This is a genomic window from Proteus sp. G2669 (assembly GCF_009915245.1).
Lineage (GTDB): Bacteria > Pseudomonadota > Gammaproteobacteria > Enterobacterales > Enterobacteriaceae > Proteus.
The window spans coordinates 73,806-95,502 of sequence record NZ_JAABLX010000054.1 but is presented as its reverse complement, the minus strand read 5'-3'; the positions used below and the strand labels follow the sequence as shown (position 1 = coordinate 95,502).

Genomic DNA, 21,697 nt, shown 5'->3' with positions numbered 1-21,697 from the left:
GTGTCTTGCGCTTGACGATGGTTATAGTCTTTGGTGAATACATTCTGTTCGACCACTTGATGGTGTAATGATAATCCCCATACACTTTCTTGGTGATTATCATTCATGCCCGATGGGCTATTTAAAGGTAGTGTTTTATCAAAGGTGTAAGCACTTTGGCGATCGGCAAAACGGATGACTTCAGTTTGTGTTTGGTCTTGCAAATAGAATGAGTAAAAAATACCAACTTCACTTAATAGTCGTTCTATAAATTGACGATCACTTTCATTGTATTGATTAATTTGCTCGCGTTTGGGATATTCATTTTTAAGTGTAAATTCAAATTCCCAATCTTTAAAATTATGCTCACGTAAAATTTGGCTTACAACATCAGGCACAGATTGATTGAGGAAAAATCGATGAGAGCGGATTTGATGACGTAATAATGCAAAGACAGGCTCAATAACGAGTTGATAACGCGCTTCATCCACCGAACCTGATAAACGCCGAAATTGTGTGATAACACCATGAACTTGCTTAGTGATGGGCTCTTGCGTTGCCAAATCGGTAATACTGTTAATTGGCGGTGTAAAAGATAGCGTTGCACTACGGCGCAAGAGTTGTTGTGGCTGTAAATCTTGAGTTTGGCAAGTAAAGGTAATTTGATAATGGTAGGTATCACTTATTGCTTCGCGTCCAGTGAAGTATTCTACATCAAATAAAACATCACATCCTTGTACATTAAGATAATAGCGATTTTGTCCATTGTACCTGGCCATATTCTCCATTTTTACATTCTCTTTTTTATGTATTTAATTGATCAGTAGTGTATTTTTTAGTGGTTATTCACTGTGAATTACCCTATTAATCACCATAAAACACGCTACCGCCCTTTGCTGTAAACCAAAGCACATAAGGCGTGATTATCAATTCATTATCCATAGCATCATTTTTAGCCAATAAAAAAGCGTATTTAATAATACTTACCAGTGATTTAAGCCAAACATACCACGATACATAAAATAAATTAAACCTATTTATTTTTAAATGTGATTTAACAGTAAAAAAATAGGAATAAATAAGTAGTTACTCTTATTTATATTAGTAATATATTTACAGTTAATTTTTTACTAAATTTTATCAAAAAATAATTTTATCCATTAAATACAATCAGTTACAAATAAAACAATACAAATTTAATACAACATGGGATATTAATAGAGTATTTAAAGTAAAATTTAATTATATATATAGAATTTTGAATATAAAAATATTTAATCACTCCAAATAGGAGTAGAATAAGATTTATTATATTTATTTATATATTTATGAGTGTGATGAGAAAGAATAAGGCAGAATTTTTAAATTTTATTCAATAAAAAACGGGCTTTGTTCAATTACAAAACCCGCCAATAAAATTTAAAACAATAAATTTAGATTAATTTAATAAGTTAATAATTAACCTAATGTACTTGGTACAAGAATTTCAGTCGCAACAATAACAATAACCAGTCCTACTAATACTGGTACAGAAACACGTTTCATCACTTCAAACGGTGAAATTTTCGCCATACCTGATACCGCAACCACAACACCAGAAACCGGTGATAATGTACGGCCTAAGTTTGAAGCTTGTAACATTGGAATAGTTAAATAAGCTGGGTTAACACCCATATTGCTTGCTAAACGAGGAATTAATTCAACGAAAGCATAGAATGGCGCGTTACCAGAGCCTGTTGTCATCGCCGCTAACATGGTAATTAATACCAGTGCAATCATCATCACAATCGCACCTGAACCTAATGACTGAGCACCTTCGATTAATGCATTAATAAAGCCAACTGTTGTTAAACCTTGAGCAAATACCCCTGCTGCGACTAATAACATAACAACTTGAGCAAATGCATCTGCCATACCGCGGTAAGCAACTTCTAAACCTTCAAAAACTTGTTTTGCGCTAAAGCTACGAATAAATTCGATCACAGCCGCTAAAATCATACAGATAATAATAATGGCAACAATATGAAGCTCTGGTAACCATTTACCATCAAAAACGAGAACACCGATAATTGGTGTAAAAGGTAAAATCGCATAGAAACTTGGTGCGTGAGTTTTGATTTCATTCACGTCTAACATTTCAGTTTCAATGTGCTCTTTGCGGTCAAGGTAACGTTGCCAGAAGAAGTGCGCAATGCACATACCAATAATTGCAGCAATAGAGATAGGCAATGTGGTTTTAAATGCGAAGTCAATCAGCGGCATTTGAGATGCTTCAGCGGCTAAAATAACATCTCCCGATGTTGGCGCTAAAATAATAGAGGCTGGAGATGCACAAATTGCAGCTGCGGCACCGCGACTAATGCCCATATTCACCATAACAGGGAATAAAGTTGCCATTAACAACACCCCTAAACCTGTTGCTGATGAAACAGCCAGTGACATCAAACATGCAACAATGTAAGCCGCAACCATCAGCAGATAAGGTGAGTTGATCATTTTCAGCGGGCGTGATGCTAATTTAACAACAACATCATTAGCACCGATGTGTGTCATATAAGAAGCAAAACCACAAAGTATCATGATCATCATACCTAAATCGCCACCACGGCTCATTAGTAGATTTTTCACATACTCAACAATATCGATTAAGCCATAGCCTGTCGCAGTTGCACTTGCAGGTAAAACAGCTCTTCCCATAATAACGCTGATGATCAGTAATAACAGACCACCTGTCATTAGAACACCGGTTGGTGAATAGCCTTTTACAATATAACGTCCAACGCCTACAGCAACTAAGGCGCCGATAAGAATTTCAATCATTTATTTATCCTGTCTAAAGTAGTCATTTATAAAATGAAGTTTTTTATTTTTTATCATCATTTTTGCGTTTAGTGCGATTGACACACTCTGCCCAAAGGCAACGTTGCAGTGTATGACATATATCAAAAAAACGACTATTTTTTTGCATAGGTATAGCACGAATGCTTACTTTTCATTCAAAACATAAATTAAATGATAGATATAAAGCAAAAAGCACACAATTATCAAAATTGTGTGCTTTTATTAAGAATGTGATGAAGTTAAAAATCGTGAAATTAAATTTTCTTCAATAGCTGATTAAGTGCTTTTACTTCTGGGCTTTCAGCATCTTGCTTATTCAGCCAATTATCGATGGCTTGTTTCGCTTTTTGCTGTAATTGATCGCGCAATAATTTTTCAACATTGAGTTCATATTGCACCGCATTCCAATCTCCATAAAGCCTTAATGGAATATCAATTTTAGCCAGTTGGCGAATAAATTCATTTTCTTTACCCCACCCTTTTTTAATATTAACCAATAATGTTACATCAAGATCATGACGCTGAAGGTTAACTTTACCCTGCCCTTTAATTTGATAAGCATCCGCTTGGGCATCAAGGGAATTAACCGTCAATTGTCCTTTGGGTGTTAATTTAAATTGGGCAATGACATTATCTGCTTGGGTGTAACTTTCTATATCTTCAGGATAAATCACTTTATCTGTCGCTTGAGCAATAGATTGCTGGATCACCTGTGGGACATTTAGGCCCTGCATCTTAAATTGAGTTAATGAGGTATTGAGTGTGCCCTGCCAGTAATGATAAAAGGCTTTTCGGTTATATCCCGCACCTTCGATATTTCCTTTGGCTGAAATTAATCCACTGAAATTTTCAGGCTGATTAAACGCACGCAATAGAGGTTGTAACGGAATATTATTCATTGTGATATCCATACTAATATGTGCTGGCACAATACTTGTAGAAATCACAGTAGGTAGTGAAAAATCACCCTGATGAATCTTTCCTGTTAAAGTTTGAATATTCATCGAGTTAGGATTATTTAGCGCATCAAGTTTAAAATCATTAATCTCTAAATCTTTATAAAGGAGCTTATTCAGTGCTAATTTCAGCGTAAATTCAAGATCACCCCAATGCGTTAAATCATATTCTTTATTTTCAACAGTCACTGAAGTAATAACTGGCTTGGCCATAATCGTGGCATTAGGTGCTGGAGCCGCGTGTGCAGTATTAAATAATGAAAATGATGATAGTGTCTTATTATCTTTAAGGGACAATAATGCAGTTTCAGTTGTTTTAGCCGTTGCTAACTCTGGTAACAACGTATTTAAATTTAATTGTTCACCTTTTAAATCAACTTGATAACGTGTTTTATTTGCAAACTCTGCACTAACACTACCTTGTAATTGACTGTCATTAGCAGTTAGATTTAGATTATCAAATGAAATTTTTCTCACACCCTCATTTTGGATCATAAAATCTGAGGTTAAACTTCCTGTTATGCCATTTTCAGGGATTTCCACACCGGATAATGCATAATCTAGCTGTGTGATCGTACCGTTGATTTGGTAAGGATAGCTGTTCATATCAGCATTAGCGGCAACATTTAGCGTTATCTCACGACGATCACGATTTACTTTCGTGCTCATCTCTAGATTAATTTGTTTTTTATCATCTGTTTTCAGCGATAAATTAATATCACGCAAATTAAGTTGCTCACCATCTTTCATCTGCCAAATAATTAAGCTGTCTGAAATTTTGACTTTGGCAATATTTAACTGCCAATTATTCGCTCTTGTTTCAATCACAGGGTGAGAAACATCTTTAGGCGTAGAAGGAGAAACTATTTTAGGGATAGCCTTACTTTCAGGTGTTTGACGTACTACAGCACCTTTAAGCATGACTTCTTTTACTTCAAGTTGATGAGAAAGAAGCGGTAATAACTCAACATCCAGACGCATATTATCCGCAGTAATTAAAGGCATTTCAGCACCAGGTGCTGTCAATGACATTTTACCACTGATAATGCTCAGTTTTGGCCAAACATGCCAACGCATATCATCTTGTAATGTGAGTTTATAACCGCTTTGTTTTTCAACTCGCTCAACAAGATATCCACGGAAATCATTAGGGTTAATGAGTAAAACTAATGCTGTTAAGCCTGCCAAAATAACCACAAGCAAAATAGCCAGTGTTGTCAAAAACCTTTTCATATAATTACCCGTTTAGTAAAATCTGATAATGATGATTATAAAGATAGTTAATCTTCACTAATTCGACTACCTACCGCACCTTGTTGATTTTTATATTTAGCATCTTGACGACGATTATAAGGTCTATCGGCGGGGCCAGACATAGGTTCAAAACTTAATGCACCAATCACCATGCCCGGTCTTAATGCAAGAGGCAGTTTACCTGAATTAAAGAATTCTAATACGATTTGCCCATGCCAACCAGGATCAATACGATGTGCAGTAACGTGCACCATCAAGCCTAAACGTGCTAATGATGAGCGTCCATCTAGCCACCCCACCACATTATCAGGTAATGTGACTGATTCTAGTGTCACAGCCAATGCTAATTCACCAGGATGTAAGTAAAACGCCTCACCTTCAGGTAAAACAATCTCATCACTCATCACACGTTCTAATGCAGCATTCACTTCAGCTTTTGGACCACTCAGATCAATATAAGCGGCAGTATGTCCTTGGAAAACACGAAACTGGTTTCCTAAGCGAACATCTGCTGTTGCGCCGTTAATTCGCTCGACAGGCGGGCGAGGCTCAATGACTAATTTACCTTCATCCAGCCACTGAATAATATCACGGTCGCATAATCGCATTTTATTTCCTTCTTCAAGTTAATTAGGCAGTTTCATCATGCATGAAAGCTGCCCATAAATGAACCTATTATTCGCAGAACTGTCCAATTTTTGCTTTCAGAATATCAATCGCAACGCGGTTTTTACCCCCTCTTGGCACAATAATATCGGCATATTGTTTAGAAGGTTCAATAAACTGGAAGAACATCGGACGAACAGTTTTATTATATTGTTCAATGACTGAGTCTAAGCTACGTCCACGTTCATTTACATCACGTTTAATTCTACGCATTAAGCAAATATCTAATGGCGTATCAACAAAGATAGAGAAATCCATCTCTTCGCGCAGGCGCTTATCTGTTAATAACAAGATGCCTTCAATAATAATAACTTTTTTAGGCTTAAAAGGGATGGATTCTGTTTTGCGAGTGTGAGCAACGTAGTCATACTGAGGGAGTTCGATGGCATTTCCTGCTTTTAGTTCACACAAATGCTGGTATAAAAGTGCATGATCCATCGAATTTGGGTGGTCATAATTGACCTTATATCGTTCTTCCATCGTTAAATCACTTTGGTCACGATAATAACAATCTTCTGGTATCACACCGATATTATGATCACCTACTTGTGCTCTTAATTCACGGTAAAGCGTACTTGCAATAAGACTTTTACCCGAAGCAGAAGCTCCAGCGATACCTACAATTGTGCACTGATGTGCTGTGTCAGCCATAATCAAAAACCTGGTTTGAAATAAAAAGAGGGATAACGTAATAATATGTAAATATTACGCTAGCGCAGATTATAGTTTTGAAATCACTCTGGTTCCAGCGTAAAACCAGAAATCTATTTGTTTTTTATCAAAAACAGCCGGAAATCACATGTAAAAAATGGAAAGCCAAATGACTCTCCATTTTAATCAGCAAATAATTTCAGGCATTATTTTACTGCGATTACACTGCGCGGAAAGAAATTTCCGTTGGAATTGCATCACCATCCCAATACATTTGAGCAGAAACGGTTGACGCTATTTCACGATAAATATCAGCAAATTCACCTTCTGGATCACGCATCACTGTTGGCTGTCCACGATCTAAATCTTCACGTAAAGAGATATGAAGAGGAACTTGACCTAATAATTGGCAATGATATTTCTCCGCCAATTTTGCCGCACCACCTGTACCAAAGATAGGTTCAAGGTGACCACAGTTGCTACAAATATGCGCACTCATGTTTTCAATAATACCTAATACAGGCACATTGACTTTCTTAAACATGACAATCCCTTTCATTGCATCCACCAGCGCAATATCCTGAGGTGTTGTTACCACAACGGCTGCAGTTACAGGGATATTTTGGGATAAGGTTAATTGAATATCACCTGTTCCTGGTGGCATATCGATAACGAGATAATCTAAGTCAGGCCACAACGTATCTTGGAGCATTTGCATTAACGCTTTGCTCGCCATAGGACCACGCCATACCATCGCATTATCATCAGTCACTAAATAACCAATAGAGTTAGACGCTAATCCATACGCCATAATTGGCGCCATATGTTGTCCATCAGGAGACGTTGGACGCTCCATTGTGGTACCTAACATATTAGGAATAGATGGACCATAAATATCCGCATCAAGAATACCTACTTTAGCGCCTTCTTGTGCAAGGGCTAATGCAAGGTTAACAGCAGTACTTGATTTACCTACGCCACCTTTACCAGAACTCACCGCAAGAATATTACGTACACCATTAACGCCAGGCAGATCATTTGCACGACGTAAGGTTGAAATATTATGCTTGAGTTTCCATTCAATTGCTTTTGCGCCTGTGATGTCACGAAGTTCAGCTGTCTTTTCTTCGATTAGCACTTGGAAAGGTTTTTTCCAAACAAATGGCATCACTAATTCGATATGAAGAACATCGTCAATCATCGCACATTGATGTAATGCTTTTAGAGAAAGCAGATTACGTTTCAATGTCGGGTGTTCAAAAGTAGACAAGACACCTGAAACTTTTTCGTTCAGAATCTCAGGGGTGGTCTGCTCGGGGGATTTATCACTCATCCCGGCTCCTCTCGTTTTCATTATTTATTAAATATATGAGTGTATCTATCATATCAGATAGTAGATGACTACGATAATGCCTTACCTCAATTTGCCAACTGAAATTTCTCTTGCAAAAACTCCATTATTGCCCTAGCGACATCATGACGGATCGGTTACCATCAAAGTCCCTTTTATTAATTTTATGGAAGTAAGATCCTTACTATGTCTCACGTCGCGAATAAATTATTGGTAACCTGCGCGTTACCTTATGCTAACGGTTCAATTCATCTCGGTCATATCCTTGAGCACATTCAGGCAGATATCTGGGTCCGTTATCAACGAATGCGCGGCAAAGAAGTTCATTTCATCTGCGCTGACGATGCCCACGGCACCCCAATTATGCTGAAAGCTCAACAACTGGGTATAACTCCAGAAGCGATGATTGAAGAAATGAGCAAAGAGCATCAGCAGGATTTTGCAGGCTTCAATATCAGTTATGATAATTATCACTCTACACACAGTGAAGAAAGTCGCGAATTATCGACAAAAATTTATCTAGCACTGAAGAAAAATGGTCACATCAAAAGCAAAACAATTTCTCAGCTTTATGATGAAGAAAAAGGCATGTTCCTACCTGACCGTTTTGTAAAAGGCACGTGCCCTAAATGTAAAGCACAAGACCAATATGGTGATAACTGTGAAGTATGCGGCTCAACATACAGCCCAACAGAATTAATTAATCCACGTTCTGTCGTTTCAGGATCAACACCTGTAATGCGCGAAACAGAACACTACTTCTTTGACTTACCTGCATTTAGTAACATGCTACAAGCATGGATCCGCTCAGGCGCACTGCAAGAACAAGTTGCGAATAAAATGCAAGAATGGTTCGACAGTGGTTTACAACAATGGGATATCACTCGTGATGCGCCTTATTTCGGTTTCGAAATTCCAGATGCACCGGGTAAATATTTCTATGTATGGCTAGATGCACCGATTGGCTACATGAGTTCATTCTTAAACTTATGTGAAAAACGAGGTGATTTAAGTTTTGATGAGTTTTGGAATAAAGACAGCAAAGCTGACCTTTATCACTTTATTGGTAAAGATATCGTCTATTTCCACAGCTTATTCTGGCCAGCTATGTTAGAAGGCAGTGAATATCGCAAGCCGACAAACCTGTTTGTTCACGGTTATGTCACTGTAAATGGCGCCAAGATGTCTAAATCTCGAGGCACCTTTATTACAGCTCGTGCTTATCTTGATCATTTTGATGCTGATTGCCTGCGTTATTACTATGCAGCAAAACTTTCATCACGCATTGACGATATTGACCTAAACTTAGAAGACTTTGTTCAACGTGTTAACAGTGACATTGTTAATAAAGTCGTTAACCTTGCATCGCGTACAGCAGGTTTCATCAGCAAGCGATTTGATGGCAAATTAGCGGATTCTTTAGATGATGCTAAGCTTTATCAACACTTTGTTGATATGCAAGAAACTATCGCACAGTCATTCGAAAATCGTGAATTTGGTAAAGCTGTTCGCGAAATTATGGCATTAGCTGATGAAGCTAACCGTTATATTGACGAAAAAGCACCTTGGGTAGTGGCTAAACAAGAAGGTCAAGATGCTCAGTTACAAGCAATCTGTACTATGGGAATTAACTTATTCCGCATACTGATGACGTACCTGAAACCAGTTTTACCTTCACTGACAGAACGTTCAGAAGCATTTTTACAAACCCAATTAACATGGGATGCACTTGAACAACCACTGTTAGGCCAAGAGATCACTAAATTCAAAGCATTGTTTAACCGCATTGAAATGGATAAAGCCAATGCAATGGTTGAAGCATCAAAAAGCACCATTGCACCTGTAAAAGAAGTCACAGGCCCATTAGCTGATTCACCGATCCAAGAAACCATCAACTTTGATGATTTTGCAAAAATCGATATGCGTATTGCTGAAATTAAACAAGCCGATTTTGTTGAAGGCTCAGACAAACTACTGAAATTAATTTTGGACTTAGGTGGTGAAACTCGCCAAGTATTCTCAGGTATTCGTACGGCATACCCAGATCCTAAAGTGTTAGAAGGTCGCTTAACGGTAATGGTGGCAAATTTAGCACCTCGTAAAATGCGTTTTGGTATTTCAGAAGGCATGGTAATGGCAGCAGGCCCTGGCGATAAAGATATCTTCTTACTCAGCCCAGATTCTGGTGCAAAACCGGGTCAACAAGTGAAATAACAACCAAGATTCATTTGCCAAATAAATAAATGGCGGGGTTCTATTAGAGCCCCGCTCTTTTTTTATTGTGATCCATAGCACACTTTCAAAATCGGTGTATGATAATTCTGTTAGTTGATTTGGGACACTTACTTATGAAATCTAAACGGGCACGATTGCAGATTACACTTTGGCATTATCTACGATCTTTTTTGGTTCTTTATCTTTGTCTTTTTGCAGGTAATCTTATTTCAGCCCTTCTACCCTTCGCGGTTCCTGGTAGTATTGTTGGCTTATTGATCCTTTTTGGTTTACTTGCTTTCCAGCTTATTCCGTTACGTTGGGTTAAACCTGGCGCCAATATCCTGCTAAAAAACATGTCATTGCTGTTTATCCCTATCGGGGTAGCTGTAATGAATTATTATGATTTACTTAGTCAGCAGCTCTTCCCTATCGTTTTAGCCTGTGTAGTCAGTACCTTTGGTGTTATGGCACTGGTTGCTTACTGTTCACATTATGTCCATCGTGAGCGTATTATCGTAGGTTCAAAACCAGATCTAGTTGAAGATGTTATTGAAACAAAAGAAAAAGATGATGATAAAGCATTAAGTGAGAAGAAAAAATGTTAGTGTTAATGAATATATGGTGGTCACTTCCTTTAACCATAATTATCTTTTATTTATCACGTAAACTTGCTGCTCGTTATAAATTACCTATATTGAACCCTTTACTTATTGGTATTGCGGTTATTATTCCTATCCTGTTAATTACACACACTCCTTACGAACACTATTTTGCCGGTAGTCGTATTTTAAATGATTTATTACAACCTGCCGTTGTTGCTTTAGCTATCCCGCTTTATCAGCAATTACACCAAATTCGCGCACAGTGGAAATCACTGATAAGCATTTGCTTTATTGGTAGTGTTGCAGCCATGGTCAGTGGTACTGCGATTGCCTTATGGGCGGGCGCAACCCCAGAAATTGCCGCATCAGTCTTACCTAAATCAGTCACAACACCTATCGCAATGGCAGTTGCAGACTCCATAGGTGGTATTCCTGCAATCAGTGCTGCATGTGTTATTGCAGTAGGTATTTTAGGTGCCATTTTTGGTCACACTCTATTCAAGATATTGCGAATTCCAACTCACGCCTCTCGGGGTCTAGCGATGGGAACCGTTTCTCACGCAGTAGGAACAGCAAGAGCTGCTGAAGTGGATTATATCGAAGGTGCTTACAGTTCATTAGCATTAATGACCTGCGGGATTATTACCTCTTTACTTGCTCCATTTATCTTCCCTATTATTTTGCATCTTTATAGTTGATATCTTTCTTACTCTCCATTCTTAAATCCCCGATTTAATTAAATTTATTTCGGGGATTTTTACTATAAATTTGAGATACATCTCTCAATTAATGAATTTGTTGCAATTGTTTCATTGAAAATATGATTTTCATCACATATAAGAATGGGTAAAGATGCCTAGAATCTTATAATACAGAAAGATTAATGGGAGACTCATGTATGCATACTCGTTTTCAGGCAGTTTGGTCAGATTTATCCCCTCAGTTACAACACGCACTTGCTCCTTATCTTGAGCAGGATGAATTCCCTGCAATGTTTACGGCAGAGCAGGTCAACGCCATAAAAACACAGTTACAATGTAATGATGATGCCTTAGCCCTCGCACTTTTACCGGTTGCTGCAGCTTGTGCTGTTGCACCTATCTCTAACTTCAAAGTAGGTGCAGTTGCGCGTGGTGAAAGTGGTAATCTCTACTTCGGTGCCAATATGGAATTTGCTGGCGCACCATTACAACAAACAGTCCATGCCGAACAAAGTGCGGTAACTCATGCATGGCTACGTGGTGAATCTCGCTTAATTTCAATCACCGTTAACTATACACCTTGTGGTCATTGTCGCCAGTTTATGAATGAACTCAACAGTGGCACCCATATTCAGATCCAATTACCTGGTAGAAAAGTAGCGACATTGGGGGATTATTTACCTGATAGCTTTGGTCCGAAGGATCTCAATATCACTTCTTTATTAATGGATAAAGTTAATCACAGTTACAAAATTGATAACCCTAGTGAATTAGCACAACAGGCGCTACAAGCCGCCAATCGTAGCCATGCACCTTATAGTGAGTCTCACAGCGGAATTGCTGTTCAAATGAAAAATGGCAAAATTTTCCAAGGTAGCTACGCAGAAAATGCCGCATTTAACCCAAGCTTACCACCATTACAAGCCGCATTAATTTTATTAAATATGGCGGGTGAGAGTGTGATGGAAATTGAATCTGCGGTCTTAATTGAAAAAGCAGAAACAATTTTAACGCAATGGGATGCAACTCAAGCCACATTAACGGCTTTAGGTTGTCGCCAGATGCAACGCATCACTTTGTAAAAAGTTTTAACTTATTCCTCTAAAAATCTCTCCTAAAAAAGCATCAGCATGTAAATTTTGCTGGTGCTTACCAGAAAAAGTTGTAACAACTGTATCTATCTCTCATTTCTAAGCATAAAAATCATAAAAAAATAACATAAGCTGTACATATTTTTATTATTTTGTAGGATCTACTATTGTCATGTGACTAACTGCCTTACAAGAGTATTTTTCATGGAACTGGAACACGAAAGTAAACGCCCTCTCTACATCCCGTATGCAGGCCCAATCCTGCTTGAATTTCCCCTGTTAAATAAAGGTAGTGCTTTCAGCGAAGAAGAACGCAGCACCTTTAACTTACATGGTTTACTGCCTGAAGCAGTTGAAACCATTGAAGAGCAGGTTGAACGCGCTTATCGCCAATATCTTGATTTCAAAAACGATAACGACAAACATATTTACCTAAGAAACATCCAAGACACCAATGAAACTCTGTTTTACCGTTTATTGGAATCTCACCTTACTGAAATGATGCCAATCATTTACACACCAACAGTGGGTGAAGCTTGTGAACATTTCTCTGATATTTATCGTCGTGCTCGTGGTTTATTTATCTCTTACCCTAACCGCGCCAATATCGACGATATGCTGCAAAACGCCACTAAACAAAACGTAAAAGTCATTGTTGTCACTGATGGCGAACGTATTCTTGGTCTAGGTGACCAAGGTATCGGCGGTATGGGTATTCCTATCGGTAAACTCTCTTTATATACTGCGTGTGGGGGTATCAGCCCGGCGTACACACTGCCTGTTGTACTTGATGTTGGTACTAACAATCCACAACGTTTAAACGATCCACTATATATGGGATGGCGCCATCCTCGTATTACTGGTGATGAATATAACGAATTCGTTGATGAATTTATTCAAGCTGTTAAACGTCGCTGGCCAAATGTTTTACTGCAATTTGAAGACTTCGCGCAAAAAAACGCGATGCCTTTACTAAACCGTTATCGTGATGAATTATGTTGCTTTAACGATGATATTCAAGGCACTGCGTCTGTTACCTTAGGTAGTCTTATCGCGGCTAGCCGTGCTGCGGGTCGCCAATTAAAAGACCAAACCGTCACTTTCTTAGGTGCAGGCTCTGCAGGTTGTGGCATTGCTGAGCAAATCATTGCCCAAATGAAATCTGAAGGCTTAAGTGATGAGCAAGCGCGTGAGCGTATCTTCATGGTTGACCGTTTTGGTTTATTGACAGACAAACTGCCAAATTTACTTGATTTCCAAAGCAAACTTATCCAAAAAAGTGAAACCATTGCTGATTGGGAAATAGAAAGCGATGCTATTTCGCTGTTAGAAGTGGTGAAGAATGCAAAACCAACTATTTTGATTGGTGTTTCAGGACAAGCAGGTTTATTCACTGAAGAAATTATTCGTGAAATGCACAAACACTGTGAACGCCCTATCGTGATGCCATTATCTAACCCAACTTCGCGTGTTGAAGCACGCCCTGAAGATATTATCAATTGGACAGATGGCCAAGCTTTAGTGGCAACGGGTAGCCCATTTGCACCTGTAAAATACAAAGATAAAGAGTATCCAATTGCACAATGTAATAACTCTTATATCTTCCCAGGCATTGGGTTAGGTGTTATTGCCTGTGGTGCTAAACGTGTGACTGATGCCATGTTAATGGTTGCAAGTCGTGCATTAGCTGATTGTTCACCAATGGCAAAAGAGGGAGATGGCTCACTATTACCTTTACTGGCTGATATTCAACAAGTTTCGCGTTATATAGCAAAACAAGTTGCAAAAGAAGCACAAGTTCAAGGTGTTGCTACTGTTACCTCAGATTCAGCATTAGAAGAAGCCATTGAACGCAACTATTGGCAGCCTGAATACCGTATTTACAAAAGAACGTCATTCTAAATCGTTTTAAATACTAAGTACCATTCTGAAAAGCGCATCATTACTTAATATGAGGCGCTTTTTTCTTGCTTCCCTATCTTTGCTCAAGTAGCCTTAACTATTATGAAAATCATTTTTTATTTGCGTCATTAAGGCAAGGACATGCTAAAACGCCTCATTTATCTTTTTCTCACACTTTTTATTCTACTTGCAGTCACTTTGATTGCCTGCGATCGCTGGATCGGGTGGAAAACAAACCCTTATATTTTTGAAGATATTGATAAATTACCCGCCAAAAAAGTGGGCATGGTGTTAGGCACATCAAAATATTATACCAGTGGTTACATTAATCAATTTTATCAATATCGCATCCAAGGCGCAGTTAATGCCTATAACAGTGGTAAGATCCAATATTTATTATTAAGCGGAGATAATGCAAAGCATAGCTATAATGAGCCTAATACGATGCGTAAGGATCTCATTAAAGCGGGTATTCCGGCTTCTCGTATCGTAATGGATTTTGCAGGATTCAGAACACTTGATTCTGTTGTGCGGACAAAAGAAGTCTTTGGTACTGATGGTTTTACTATTATTACGCAACGTTTTCACTGTGAACGAGCCGTTTTTATTGCTCTAGAAAAAGGAATTGATGCGCAATGCTTTGCGGTTGCATCCCCTAAAAGCATGTTTAAAGTACGTATACGTGAGGTGTTTGCCAGAGCAGGTGCAATGATTGATGTATATATTTTAAATCGAGAACCACGCTTTTTAGGGCCTCCAGAAACAATTCCCGCGATACAATCTATTCCTGATAGCATTAAAGGATATCCCGCAGTTTCACCAGAGGAAGTTGAATCACTTCCTCTAAGTGACAATAATAACGAGAAAATCTAAAAGAATTGCGCTAATTTTGCGGCTGATTTACGCCAAATCCACTCTATTGGGCCTTGTGGAAAATAGCGTAGCCAAATTACGGCAAAAGCAATGTTGATTGCCCAAATAACGACTACAAAAGGCATCAGTTCAGGTAAGGTAAATTGGTTAAATAAGCCCATCCGCTGAAACAGGATAATACCGATAAGACTTTGCATTAAATAGGTCGTTAGCGCCATTTTTCCTACACAACGTAAAGCATAGGCAAAATAAGAGTGGCGAATTATATTCCAACTCCAATAAAATAACGCAATATATCCCAAGCTTTGTATAACTTGGATCAACATAGTTAAAGGCTGTGCCCAAACCGCTGCCCAGCGATAATTCCAATCAGAAAAATAATCCGCCAGCACAATCATTGTTTGTAAGCTTAAACTGATTGAGAGAAAACAAAGTGCCACATAACCATAATGTGTACGACTAAATTTCTGTTGTAACCAGCCCGATGCCATTAGCGCAGCACCCATCAGCATTGCGCCAAATAAAAACCAACTATATTGACGCACCAAATTAAAAACGAAAATACTTAACTCATTCAAGCGATAATAAATACTATTTAAATAAGGCCCTGTTTTCCAATCGGATTCAAGCAGTTGGGAATATGGTGTGCTGTACCAAACCGTATCAATAAAATCACGATAATAATAAAACAACATACCTAAAATAAATGCACCACAAAAATAGAGTATCGCCCCCAATATAAATTGGTTCTTTATCGTTATTGATTTGATAAAGACAAAAACAAATAAACCACATACACTATATGGAAATAAAATATCACCTTCCCAAATAAATAGCGTGTGAATAACACCAATCAACGCTAACACAACTAACCGCGATAAATTAAAGCGTGTTCCTTTACGTAGTAGCAGGTAAAGCGTACCACCAAATAGTAATGCAAAAATAAAGAGGAACTTACCTTGGGCAAAAAGGTTTAATGCCATCCATGTTATACGATCACCAAAAGAGGCTTCCCCCGAATGTAACGGATTAAATGAAGCCACTCTTAATAAAGCAAAACCTGAAATATTGAGCAATAAAATGCCAAGGATCGCCATTCCTCTCAACGCATCAAGTGATTCGATACGTTGATGAGACGATTCATTCATTTATTTGAAATCTCAAAGGTGACGAACAGCGCGTAAAAATTCCTGACGCGTATTTTGACTTGATTTAAATAACCCACCTAACGAGGTTGTTGTGGTTGCACTCGTAGCATCACGAATACCACGAGCTTTAACACAATAATGAACCGCATCAATAGAAACAGCCACATTTTTTGTGCCTAATAACGTTTGTAATGCGATAAGAATTTGCTGGGTTAAACGTTCTTGAACTTGAGGACGTTGAGCAAAGAATTGCACAATACGATTAATTTTTGATAAACCAATCACTTTATCTTTTGGAATATAAGCCACAATCGCCTTGCCATCAATGGTAACAAAGTGATGTTCGCAAGTACTGGTTAATGTGATATCTCGTACTGTCACCATTTCATCAACTTGCATTTTATTTTCAATTAGTGTGATTTTGGGGAAGTTGTGATAATCCAGTCCTGAGAAAATTTCATCAACATACATTTTAGCAATACGACGAGGCGTTTCAGCTAAACTATCGTCGCTTAAATCTAGATTTAACAGCTTCATCACTTCTGTCATATGATGTTCAATTTGCTGTTTACTCTCACTTGGAGATAGCTTTGATTCACGAAGAGGCGTTTCCAAACCGCGTTCAACTAACGCAGCATGCACCCATTGCGCCTCTTTACTTAATGATGACATTGGACTCTCCGATAAACACATTAATGAAGTATCTGTTTCGCTGTCAGCGACAACAGCCTACACTTTAGATGACATGAATCACATTATCCAGCGATACCGCATTTTTCGTTATGAAATTATTGCATTTTTGTATGAACTATTTTTAGCTTAAGCCTGTTTTTTCTCTTTTAAACACACCAGAAAACCACCGATTATCAACACAATAAAAGCGACATAAAGCGCAGGTTCTAATTTTCCAGTTAATGCCGTTGAAAGCGAAGAAACAACAGGACCAACCAATTGCCCAATAGCATAAAAGGTCGTGAGTAACCCCGCCATATAACGCCCATGATCAGGAGCTAACTCTCTACCTCGTAAAAAAGCAAGTTGTACCGCACACATCAAACCGCCACCAATTAAAAAAGCACCTATCGCAAGCCCTGTTATTGTCGGGAACCACTCTGCGATCAAAATACCTAATGCTTGTAACCAGAGTGTAATAGCTAAGCGTAATTGTGTGTTTAATACATTACGCGTTAAAATAGCAATTCCGATACATAATGCAGCAGATGCACCAAATACGGGCCAAACAAATTGTGCGATTAAGCTCCCAGGAAAGCGCTCTGCTGCCATTTGAGAAAGAAATGTAGCTGGTAAAATATAACCAAAACCCGCAAAGGTATAACCCCAAATTAACTTTTTCATTGCTGGTGTCAGTGTTAAAGGTGCCACTTTAACTTCTTCTCGACTCATCGCCCAAGGTTTAGGAAGGTGATAACTCACATATATTGCACAAATAAAAGCAAGCGAACCGTAAATAAGCCAGCCAGTCATCGCATTCATTTGCCATTTCATAATTAATACAGCGAGCATACCGCTAATAAATATGCCTGCTCCTGTTCCAGCATAAACAGCAACGCTTAATGCAGGGCGATTAAGGCGAGCCAATAATTCATTGGCCCATGATGCCACCAGTACCAACGTCCAACCACTTGCCCAGCCGATAAAAAAACGAGCAATACTGTGTGTAAATGCATCATTTAAAAAAGCAGACAACAGAGTGATTATCACTGCTCCCCAAAGCCCTGCCCACAAGCGATATCCCACACCTTTAACAGCTTTCATTGCATCGTAGGAACCAGCAAGATAACCAAGATAATTAAATGCAGCGACAATGCCCGCACTTGTTAGCGTCAATTGATATTCTGCAATCATCAATGGCACTTGTGGTGTAAAAGTAAAACGCCCTATCCCCATTGCAACGACTAAAGCAAGAAAACCACTAAATGCGATATGAAAAGCTTGCGCTGAATGACTTTGGTGATTTGAAGTATTCATTGATATCCATTATTTTGTTTTATCGTTTTATACATTTTAAATGTGCTGTTCATTAATAACAGAATGCGCAACACATTAACCCCAAATGGTTAACGTTTTTACAATAAGATGTTTCATTTCTTTCTAGTCACAAGATGATCTCTGACATGATGATGTTCATCGTGATAGATTAGTATCATGAAATAAAACAGAACATTTCGATAGATCTTGGAGTATATGATGAGTCAATGTCACGTTAGCGGTTTATTATCTCTTGATGAAGCGCTAGAAAAACTACTTGAAAAACCGCTGGCAATTACCGATACCCTTAACATCCCATTAAATAATGCAGCCGATTATATTCTAAGTGCAGATATTACATCTCCACTCAATGTTCCTCCTTTTGATAATTCTGCAATGGATGGTTACGGACTTCGTTACGCTGACTTAGATACCCAAACTCCTCTTCCGGTGGCCGGAAAATCATTCGCTGGTATTCCTTTTGAGGGAGAGCTTCCTGCTGGTCAATGTGTACGCATTATGACAGGGGCAATGGTTCCTGCTGGTGTTGATACTGTCATTATGCAAGAAGAAGCAGAAGTCACTGAACATGGTGTTCGTTTTTCACAGCCCGCTAAGAAAGGCCAAAATATTCGCCGTATTGGTGAAGATATTAAAGAAAACGATATTGTATTACCTACTGGCACTAAGCTTTCAACTGCACAATTGCCATTAATCGCTTCTTTAGGGATCGCCACAGTACCAGTTTATCGACGCTTAAAAGTTGCCGTTTTCTCAACAGGTGATGAATTACAAACTATTGGCCAGCCATTAAAAGCGGGTCAAATTTATGATACTAACCGTTTTGCTGTGCGCTTAATGCTTGAAAAATTAGGTTGTGAAGTTTTAGATTTAGGCGTTATTCCTGACTCACCTGAAAAACTCCGTGAAACCTTTAAAAAAGCAGATCAAGAAGCAGATTTAGTGATCAGCAGTGGCGGTGTTTCTGTAGGTGAAGCTGATTACACCAAACAAATTCTTGATGAAATTGGGGAGATTGGTTTTTGGAAATTAGCCATTAAACCGGGAAAACCATTTGCATTTGGTCGATTACACAATGCATGGTTCTGCGGTTTACCGGGTAACCCTGTCTCGGCAACCGTCACATTCTACCAATTAGTTCAGCCTTTGATCGCACGGTTATCAGGCTTTAGTCACTGGAAAGCGCCACAACGTTTCCAAGCCGTAGCACAATCATCATTGAAAAAATCAGTGGGTCGTCTTGATTTTCAACGTGGTATCGCAAGTATTAATGCGGAAGGTGAGTGGCAAGTAGACACTTCTGGTCACCAAGGTTCACACGTTTACAGCTCCTTTAGTGTCGCGAACTGCTTTATCGTCTTAGAACGTGAACGCGGTAAAGTGGCTGCAGGCGAAACGGTCACAATCGAGCTATTTAATTCTCTGTTAAAAAGCGAATAGTTTTTATGAGTATCGAATTAACCGATGAAGAAACACTGCGCTACAATCGCCAGATTGTATTAAGAGGTTTTGATTTTGATGGTCAAGAGGCACTGAAAAGTGCCTCTGTATTGATTGTTGGCGCAGGTGGCTTAGGATGTAGTGCTTCGCAATATCTTACAGCTGCAGGTGTAGGAAAACTCACACTATTAGATTTTGATACTGTTTCTCTTTCTAATCTTCAGCGCCAAATTCTTCATCGTGACGCTACGATTGGCCAACCCAAAGTACTCTCTGCAAAAACAACATTAGAAGCAATTAATCCTCATGTCACAATAGAAACTGTTGATGCATTACTTGAAGATGAGGCTTTAGCTAAACTTATTAGCCAACATAATATCGTAATGGACTGTACGGATAATGTGGCAGTACGCGAGCAACTTAATCGCCTCTGCTTTCATCAGAAAAAACCACTAGTATCTGGTGCAGCTATTCGGATGGAAGGTCAAATCAGCGTATTCACTTACCTAGATGACGAGCCTTGCTATCGTTGCTTGAGCCATCTTTTTGGCAATAACGCTTTAAGTTGTGTTGAAGCGGGCATAATGGCACCTGTTGTGGGTACTATTGGCACATTACAAGCAGTTGAAGCCATTAAATTACTCACTGGCTATGGTGAAAATCTGCATGGCAAGGTATTAATGTTTGACGCAATGCGAATGCAGTTTCGTGAATTCAAGTTACCTAAAAATCCACATTGCGAAGTGTGCTCTGCCAATTTACCCGATAACTAACCACTTTCTATCCTAGATAAGGTAAGTCTAACTTCTTTAAACTTACCTTATCACCTTTCAAAGAGAGAGGTATTCACTCTAATGTAATTATCTTAAGCATAAACTCATCTAAATTACTCAAGAAAATATCTAATCTTGAAAAGATAAATTCAGAGTGTTCATCACTTAGTTTCACATTCCCAGAACAACGTACATTAAAGTTTATTTGTAGGCATTTAGCTTCATTGGCAAGATAATCAACGGCACTGACAAATTTATCAACATATAAAATATCTAGATTTGTCTCTTCTTTTATTTCGCGTTTAAGTGCTTGAAGCATGGATTCTCCCTCTTCAATACCACCAGAAGGTATTTCCCAAACATTAGGCATAAACTCATGCTGAGAACGTTTTAGAAAAAGTACTTTATCGTTTATGTCATCAACTTTAATGATGCCACCAACTACGATACGATCATATTTATCCAAAGAATTTAATATGTTATAAGGAACTAAAGGCTCAATCATTTTTTATATAACTCCGCAACAGTTCTAATAATGGATAAATAGTTATCAATAAAATTGTAGCGTTCTTCACCATACCAAACATCTAATTTGAACATGCTATTATAAAATTTAATGGCATTCTCGAAATGACATTTTTGAATGCGTACTTTTTTACAATAACTTTGAGATATCTTCTGTGGAGAGTGAAATAAAAAATAATTATTAAGTGGGCAAGTTGTTCCCAGAATATCAGCCTCTACACATGGAATCCCCCACCTTTTGTCTTACTAGTAATTAAAGCTTCTACAGCCTTAGGATCAACATTGCCATTATCTCCACAATCAGCAAATTTCAATTCTGCTCCCAGTTGATAAAGGGGCGCACAAGTTGCAAAAAAAAGTATATATAGTAAGAATAGATTGGAATTTCATGATTAAGGATTTCTTTAGCTTGATTAATATTATCTGAAGATATATCACACAGAGCATGAATTTTAACACCTAATAAAACCATTACAGGTAAGTGTTCTTTAATACAATGCTCCCACAACCAATTACTGCCATTTTCATTACAAACTCCTTCCTTGTAAAAATTAAATGCATTTAAATTATTTAATTTTAAAATAATTAGATGGTAATAAAAATCTCATTCACACAATAAAAAACCCTATGAAACCCACTATACAAACAAATTAATTAAACAAGTAAAAATATAAATAACAACCTCATAATTAATTATAAAATTATTGTATTTATTTC

The 21,697-nt window shown here is 38.2% G+C and carries 18 protein-coding genes; 8 read left to right on the top strand and 10 right to left on the bottom strand.

What is annotated here, in order from left to right:
- The 6 genes from GWI68_RS17485 to apbC all read right to left on the bottom strand — a co-directional run.
- Positions 1-758, bottom strand: a 758-nt coding sequence (locus tag GWI68_RS17485) for a type VI secretion system Vgr family protein (protein WP_243733454.1), incomplete at its 3' end; no start/stop codon positions are given.
- A gap of 679 nt (positions 759-1,437) precedes the next feature.
- Positions 1,438-2,799, bottom strand: a complete 1,362-nt coding sequence (gene dcuC, locus GWI68_RS17480; RefSeq protein ID WP_109409728.1) for an anaerobic C4-dicarboxylate transporter DcuC — start codon at positions 2,797-2,799, stop codon at positions 1,438-1,440.
- Between the two features lie 275 nt (positions 2,800-3,074).
- The gene (gene asmA, locus GWI68_RS17475; RefSeq protein WP_109409726.1) at positions 3,075-5,009 is read right to left on the bottom strand and encodes an outer membrane assembly protein AsmA; all 1,935 of its coding nucleotides are present in this window, start codon (positions 5,007-5,009) and stop codon (positions 3,075-3,077) included.
- 47 nt (positions 5,010-5,056) lie between these two features.
- Positions 5,057-5,638, bottom strand: coding sequence for a dCTP deaminase (gene dcd, locus GWI68_RS17470; RefSeq protein ID WP_072070520.1), 582 nt, complete (start codon positions 5,636-5,638; stop codon positions 5,057-5,059).
- Between the two features lie 67 nt (positions 5,639-5,705).
- Positions 5,706-6,347: a uridine kinase gene (gene udk / locus GWI68_RS17465; protein WP_036938247.1), complete on the bottom strand. Its 642-nt coding sequence runs from the start codon at positions 6,345-6,347 to the stop codon at positions 5,706-5,708.
- 220 nt (positions 6,348-6,567) lie between these two features.
- On the bottom strand, positions 6,568-7,680 hold the full coding sequence (gene apbC / locus GWI68_RS17460) for an iron-sulfur cluster carrier protein ApbC (RefSeq protein ID WP_109409724.1): 1,113 nt from the start codon (positions 7,678-7,680) through the stop codon (positions 6,568-6,570).
- Between the two features lie 204 nt (positions 7,681-7,884).
- On the opposite strand from apbC, the gene metG reads away from it, so the two are divergent.
- The 6 genes from metG to sanA all read left to right on the top strand — a co-directional run bounded on the left by metG (position 7,885) and on the right by sanA (position 15,084).
- A complete protein-coding gene (gene metG, locus GWI68_RS17455) occupies positions 7,885-9,912 on the top strand; it encodes a methionine--tRNA ligase (RefSeq protein ID WP_166541091.1) in 2,028 nt (675 codons plus the stop codon).
- 134 nt (positions 9,913-10,046) lie between these two features.
- Entirely contained in the window at positions 10,047-10,520 is a 474-nt protein-coding gene (locus GWI68_RS17450; protein ID WP_109409722.1) for a CidA/LrgA family protein, read from the top strand.
- The gene (locus GWI68_RS17445; protein ID WP_192876265.1) at positions 10,514-11,215 is read left to right on the top strand and encodes a CidB/LrgB family autolysis modulator; all 702 of its coding nucleotides are present in this window, start codon (positions 10,514-10,516) and stop codon (positions 11,213-11,215) included. Before GWI68_RS17450 ends, GWI68_RS17445 begins: the two co-directional genes overlap by 7 nt.
- A 200-nt stretch (positions 11,216-11,415) precedes the next feature.
- On the top strand, positions 11,416-12,300 hold the full coding sequence (gene cdd / locus GWI68_RS17440; protein WP_166541090.1) for a cytidine deaminase: 885 nt from the start codon (positions 11,416-11,418) through the stop codon (positions 12,298-12,300).
- A gap of 213 nt (positions 12,301-12,513) precedes the next feature.
- Positions 12,514-14,211, top strand: a complete 1,698-nt coding sequence (locus GWI68_RS17435) for an NAD-dependent malic enzyme (RefSeq protein WP_166541089.1) — start codon at positions 12,514-12,516, stop codon at positions 14,209-14,211.
- 141 nt (positions 14,212-14,352) lie between these two features.
- On the top strand, positions 14,353-15,084 hold the full coding sequence (gene sanA, locus GWI68_RS17430) for an outer membrane permeability protein SanA (RefSeq protein ID WP_109409719.1): 732 nt from the start codon (positions 14,353-14,355) through the stop codon (positions 15,082-15,084).
- Here the strand turns inward: sanA and yeiB are convergent.
- From yeiB to GWI68_RS17415, 3 genes are all read right to left on the bottom strand, one after another.
- A complete protein-coding gene (yeiB, locus tag GWI68_RS17425) occupies positions 15,081-16,232 on the bottom strand; it encodes a DUF418 domain-containing protein YeiB (RefSeq protein ID WP_166541088.1) in 1,152 nt (383 codons plus the stop codon). The genes sanA and yeiB overlap by 4 nt on opposite strands.
- Positions 16,233-16,244: 12 nt before the next feature.
- Positions 16,245-16,904 (bottom strand): GTP cyclohydrolase I FolE, encoded by a 660-nt coding sequence (gene folE, locus GWI68_RS17420; protein ID WP_036938265.1) that lies wholly within the window; start codon positions 16,902-16,904, stop codon positions 16,245-16,247.
- 147 nt (positions 16,905-17,051) lie between these two features.
- Positions 17,052-18,221, bottom strand: a complete 1,170-nt coding sequence (locus GWI68_RS17415; protein ID WP_166541087.1) for a YbfB/YjiJ family MFS transporter — start codon at positions 18,219-18,221, stop codon at positions 17,052-17,054.
- Positions 18,222-18,440: 219 nt separating this feature from the next.
- On the opposite strand from GWI68_RS17415, the gene moeA reads away from it, so the two are divergent.
- On the top strand, positions 18,441-19,682 hold the full coding sequence (gene moeA, locus GWI68_RS17410; protein WP_166541086.1) for a molybdopterin molybdotransferase MoeA: 1,242 nt from the start codon (positions 18,441-18,443) through the stop codon (positions 19,680-19,682).
- Between the two features lie 5 nt (positions 19,683-19,687).
- A complete protein-coding gene (gene moeB, locus GWI68_RS17405) occupies positions 19,688-20,455 on the top strand; it encodes a molybdopterin-synthase adenylyltransferase MoeB (protein ID WP_166541085.1) in 768 nt (255 codons plus the stop codon).
- A gap of 73 nt (positions 20,456-20,528) precedes the next feature.
- Here the strand turns inward: moeB and GWI68_RS17400 are convergent, their stop codons facing one another.
- Positions 20,529-20,960 carry an NUDIX hydrolase gene (locus GWI68_RS17400; protein ID WP_109409714.1) on the bottom strand — a complete coding sequence of 144 codons (432 nt, stop codon included), beginning with the start codon at positions 20,958-20,960 and terminating at the stop codon, positions 20,529-20,531.
- Positions 20,961-21,697 lie beyond the last annotated feature (737 nt).

Bases quoted from the DNA above. Each gene is read 5' to 3' on its own strand.
- GWI68_RS17415 (WP_166541087.1), bottom strand. From the start codon at position 18,221: ATGAATACTTCAAATCACCAAAGTCATTCAGCGCAAGCTTTTCATATC.
- dcd (WP_072070520.1), bottom strand. From the start codon at position 5,638: ATGCGATTATGCGACCGTGATATTATTCAGTGGCTGGATGAAGGTAAA.
- moeB (WP_166541085.1), top strand. From the start codon at position 19,688: ATGAGTATCGAATTAACCGATGAAGAAACACTGCGCTACAATCGCCAG.
- GWI68_RS17450 (WP_109409722.1), top strand. From the start codon at position 10,047: ATGAAATCTAAACGGGCACGATTGCAGATTACACTTTGGCATTATCTA.
- dcuC (WP_109409728.1), bottom strand. From the start codon at position 2,799: ATGATTGAAATTCTTATCGGCGCCTTAGTTGCTGTAGGCGTTGGACGT.
- metG (WP_166541091.1), top strand. From the start codon at position 7,885: ATGTCTCACGTCGCGAATAAATTATTGGTAACCTGCGCGTTACCTTAT.
- yeiB (WP_166541088.1), bottom strand. From the start codon at position 16,232: ATGAATGAATCGTCTCATCAACGTATCGAATCACTTGATGCGTTGAGA.
- GWI68_RS17435 (WP_166541089.1), top strand. From the start codon at position 12,514: ATGGAACTGGAACACGAAAGTAAACGCCCTCTCTACATCCCGTATGCA.
- cdd (WP_166541090.1), top strand. From the start codon at position 11,416: ATGCATACTCGTTTTCAGGCAGTTTGGTCAGATTTATCCCCTCAGTTA.
- GWI68_RS17400 (WP_109409714.1), bottom strand. From the start codon at position 20,960: ATGATTGAGCCTTTAGTTCCTTATAACATATTAAATTCTTTGGATAAA.
- asmA (WP_109409726.1), bottom strand. From the start codon at position 5,009: ATGAAAAGGTTTTTGACAACACTGGCTATTTTGCTTGTGGTTATTTTG.
- GWI68_RS17445 (WP_192876265.1), top strand. From the start codon at position 10,514: ATGTTAGTGTTAATGAATATATGGTGGTCACTTCCTTTAACCATAATT.
- folE (WP_036938265.1), bottom strand. From the start codon at position 16,904: ATGTCATCATTAAGTAAAGAGGCGCAATGGGTGCATGCTGCGTTAGTT.
- apbC (WP_109409724.1), bottom strand. From the start codon at position 7,680: ATGAGTGATAAATCCCCCGAGCAGACCACCCCTGAGATTCTGAACGAA.
- moeA (WP_166541086.1), top strand. From the start codon at position 18,441: ATGAGTCAATGTCACGTTAGCGGTTTATTATCTCTTGATGAAGCGCTA.
- sanA (WP_109409719.1), top strand. From the start codon at position 14,353: ATGCTAAAACGCCTCATTTATCTTTTTCTCACACTTTTTATTCTACTT.
- udk (WP_036938247.1), bottom strand. From the start codon at position 6,347: ATGGCTGACACAGCACATCAGTGCACAATTGTAGGTATCGCTGGAGCT.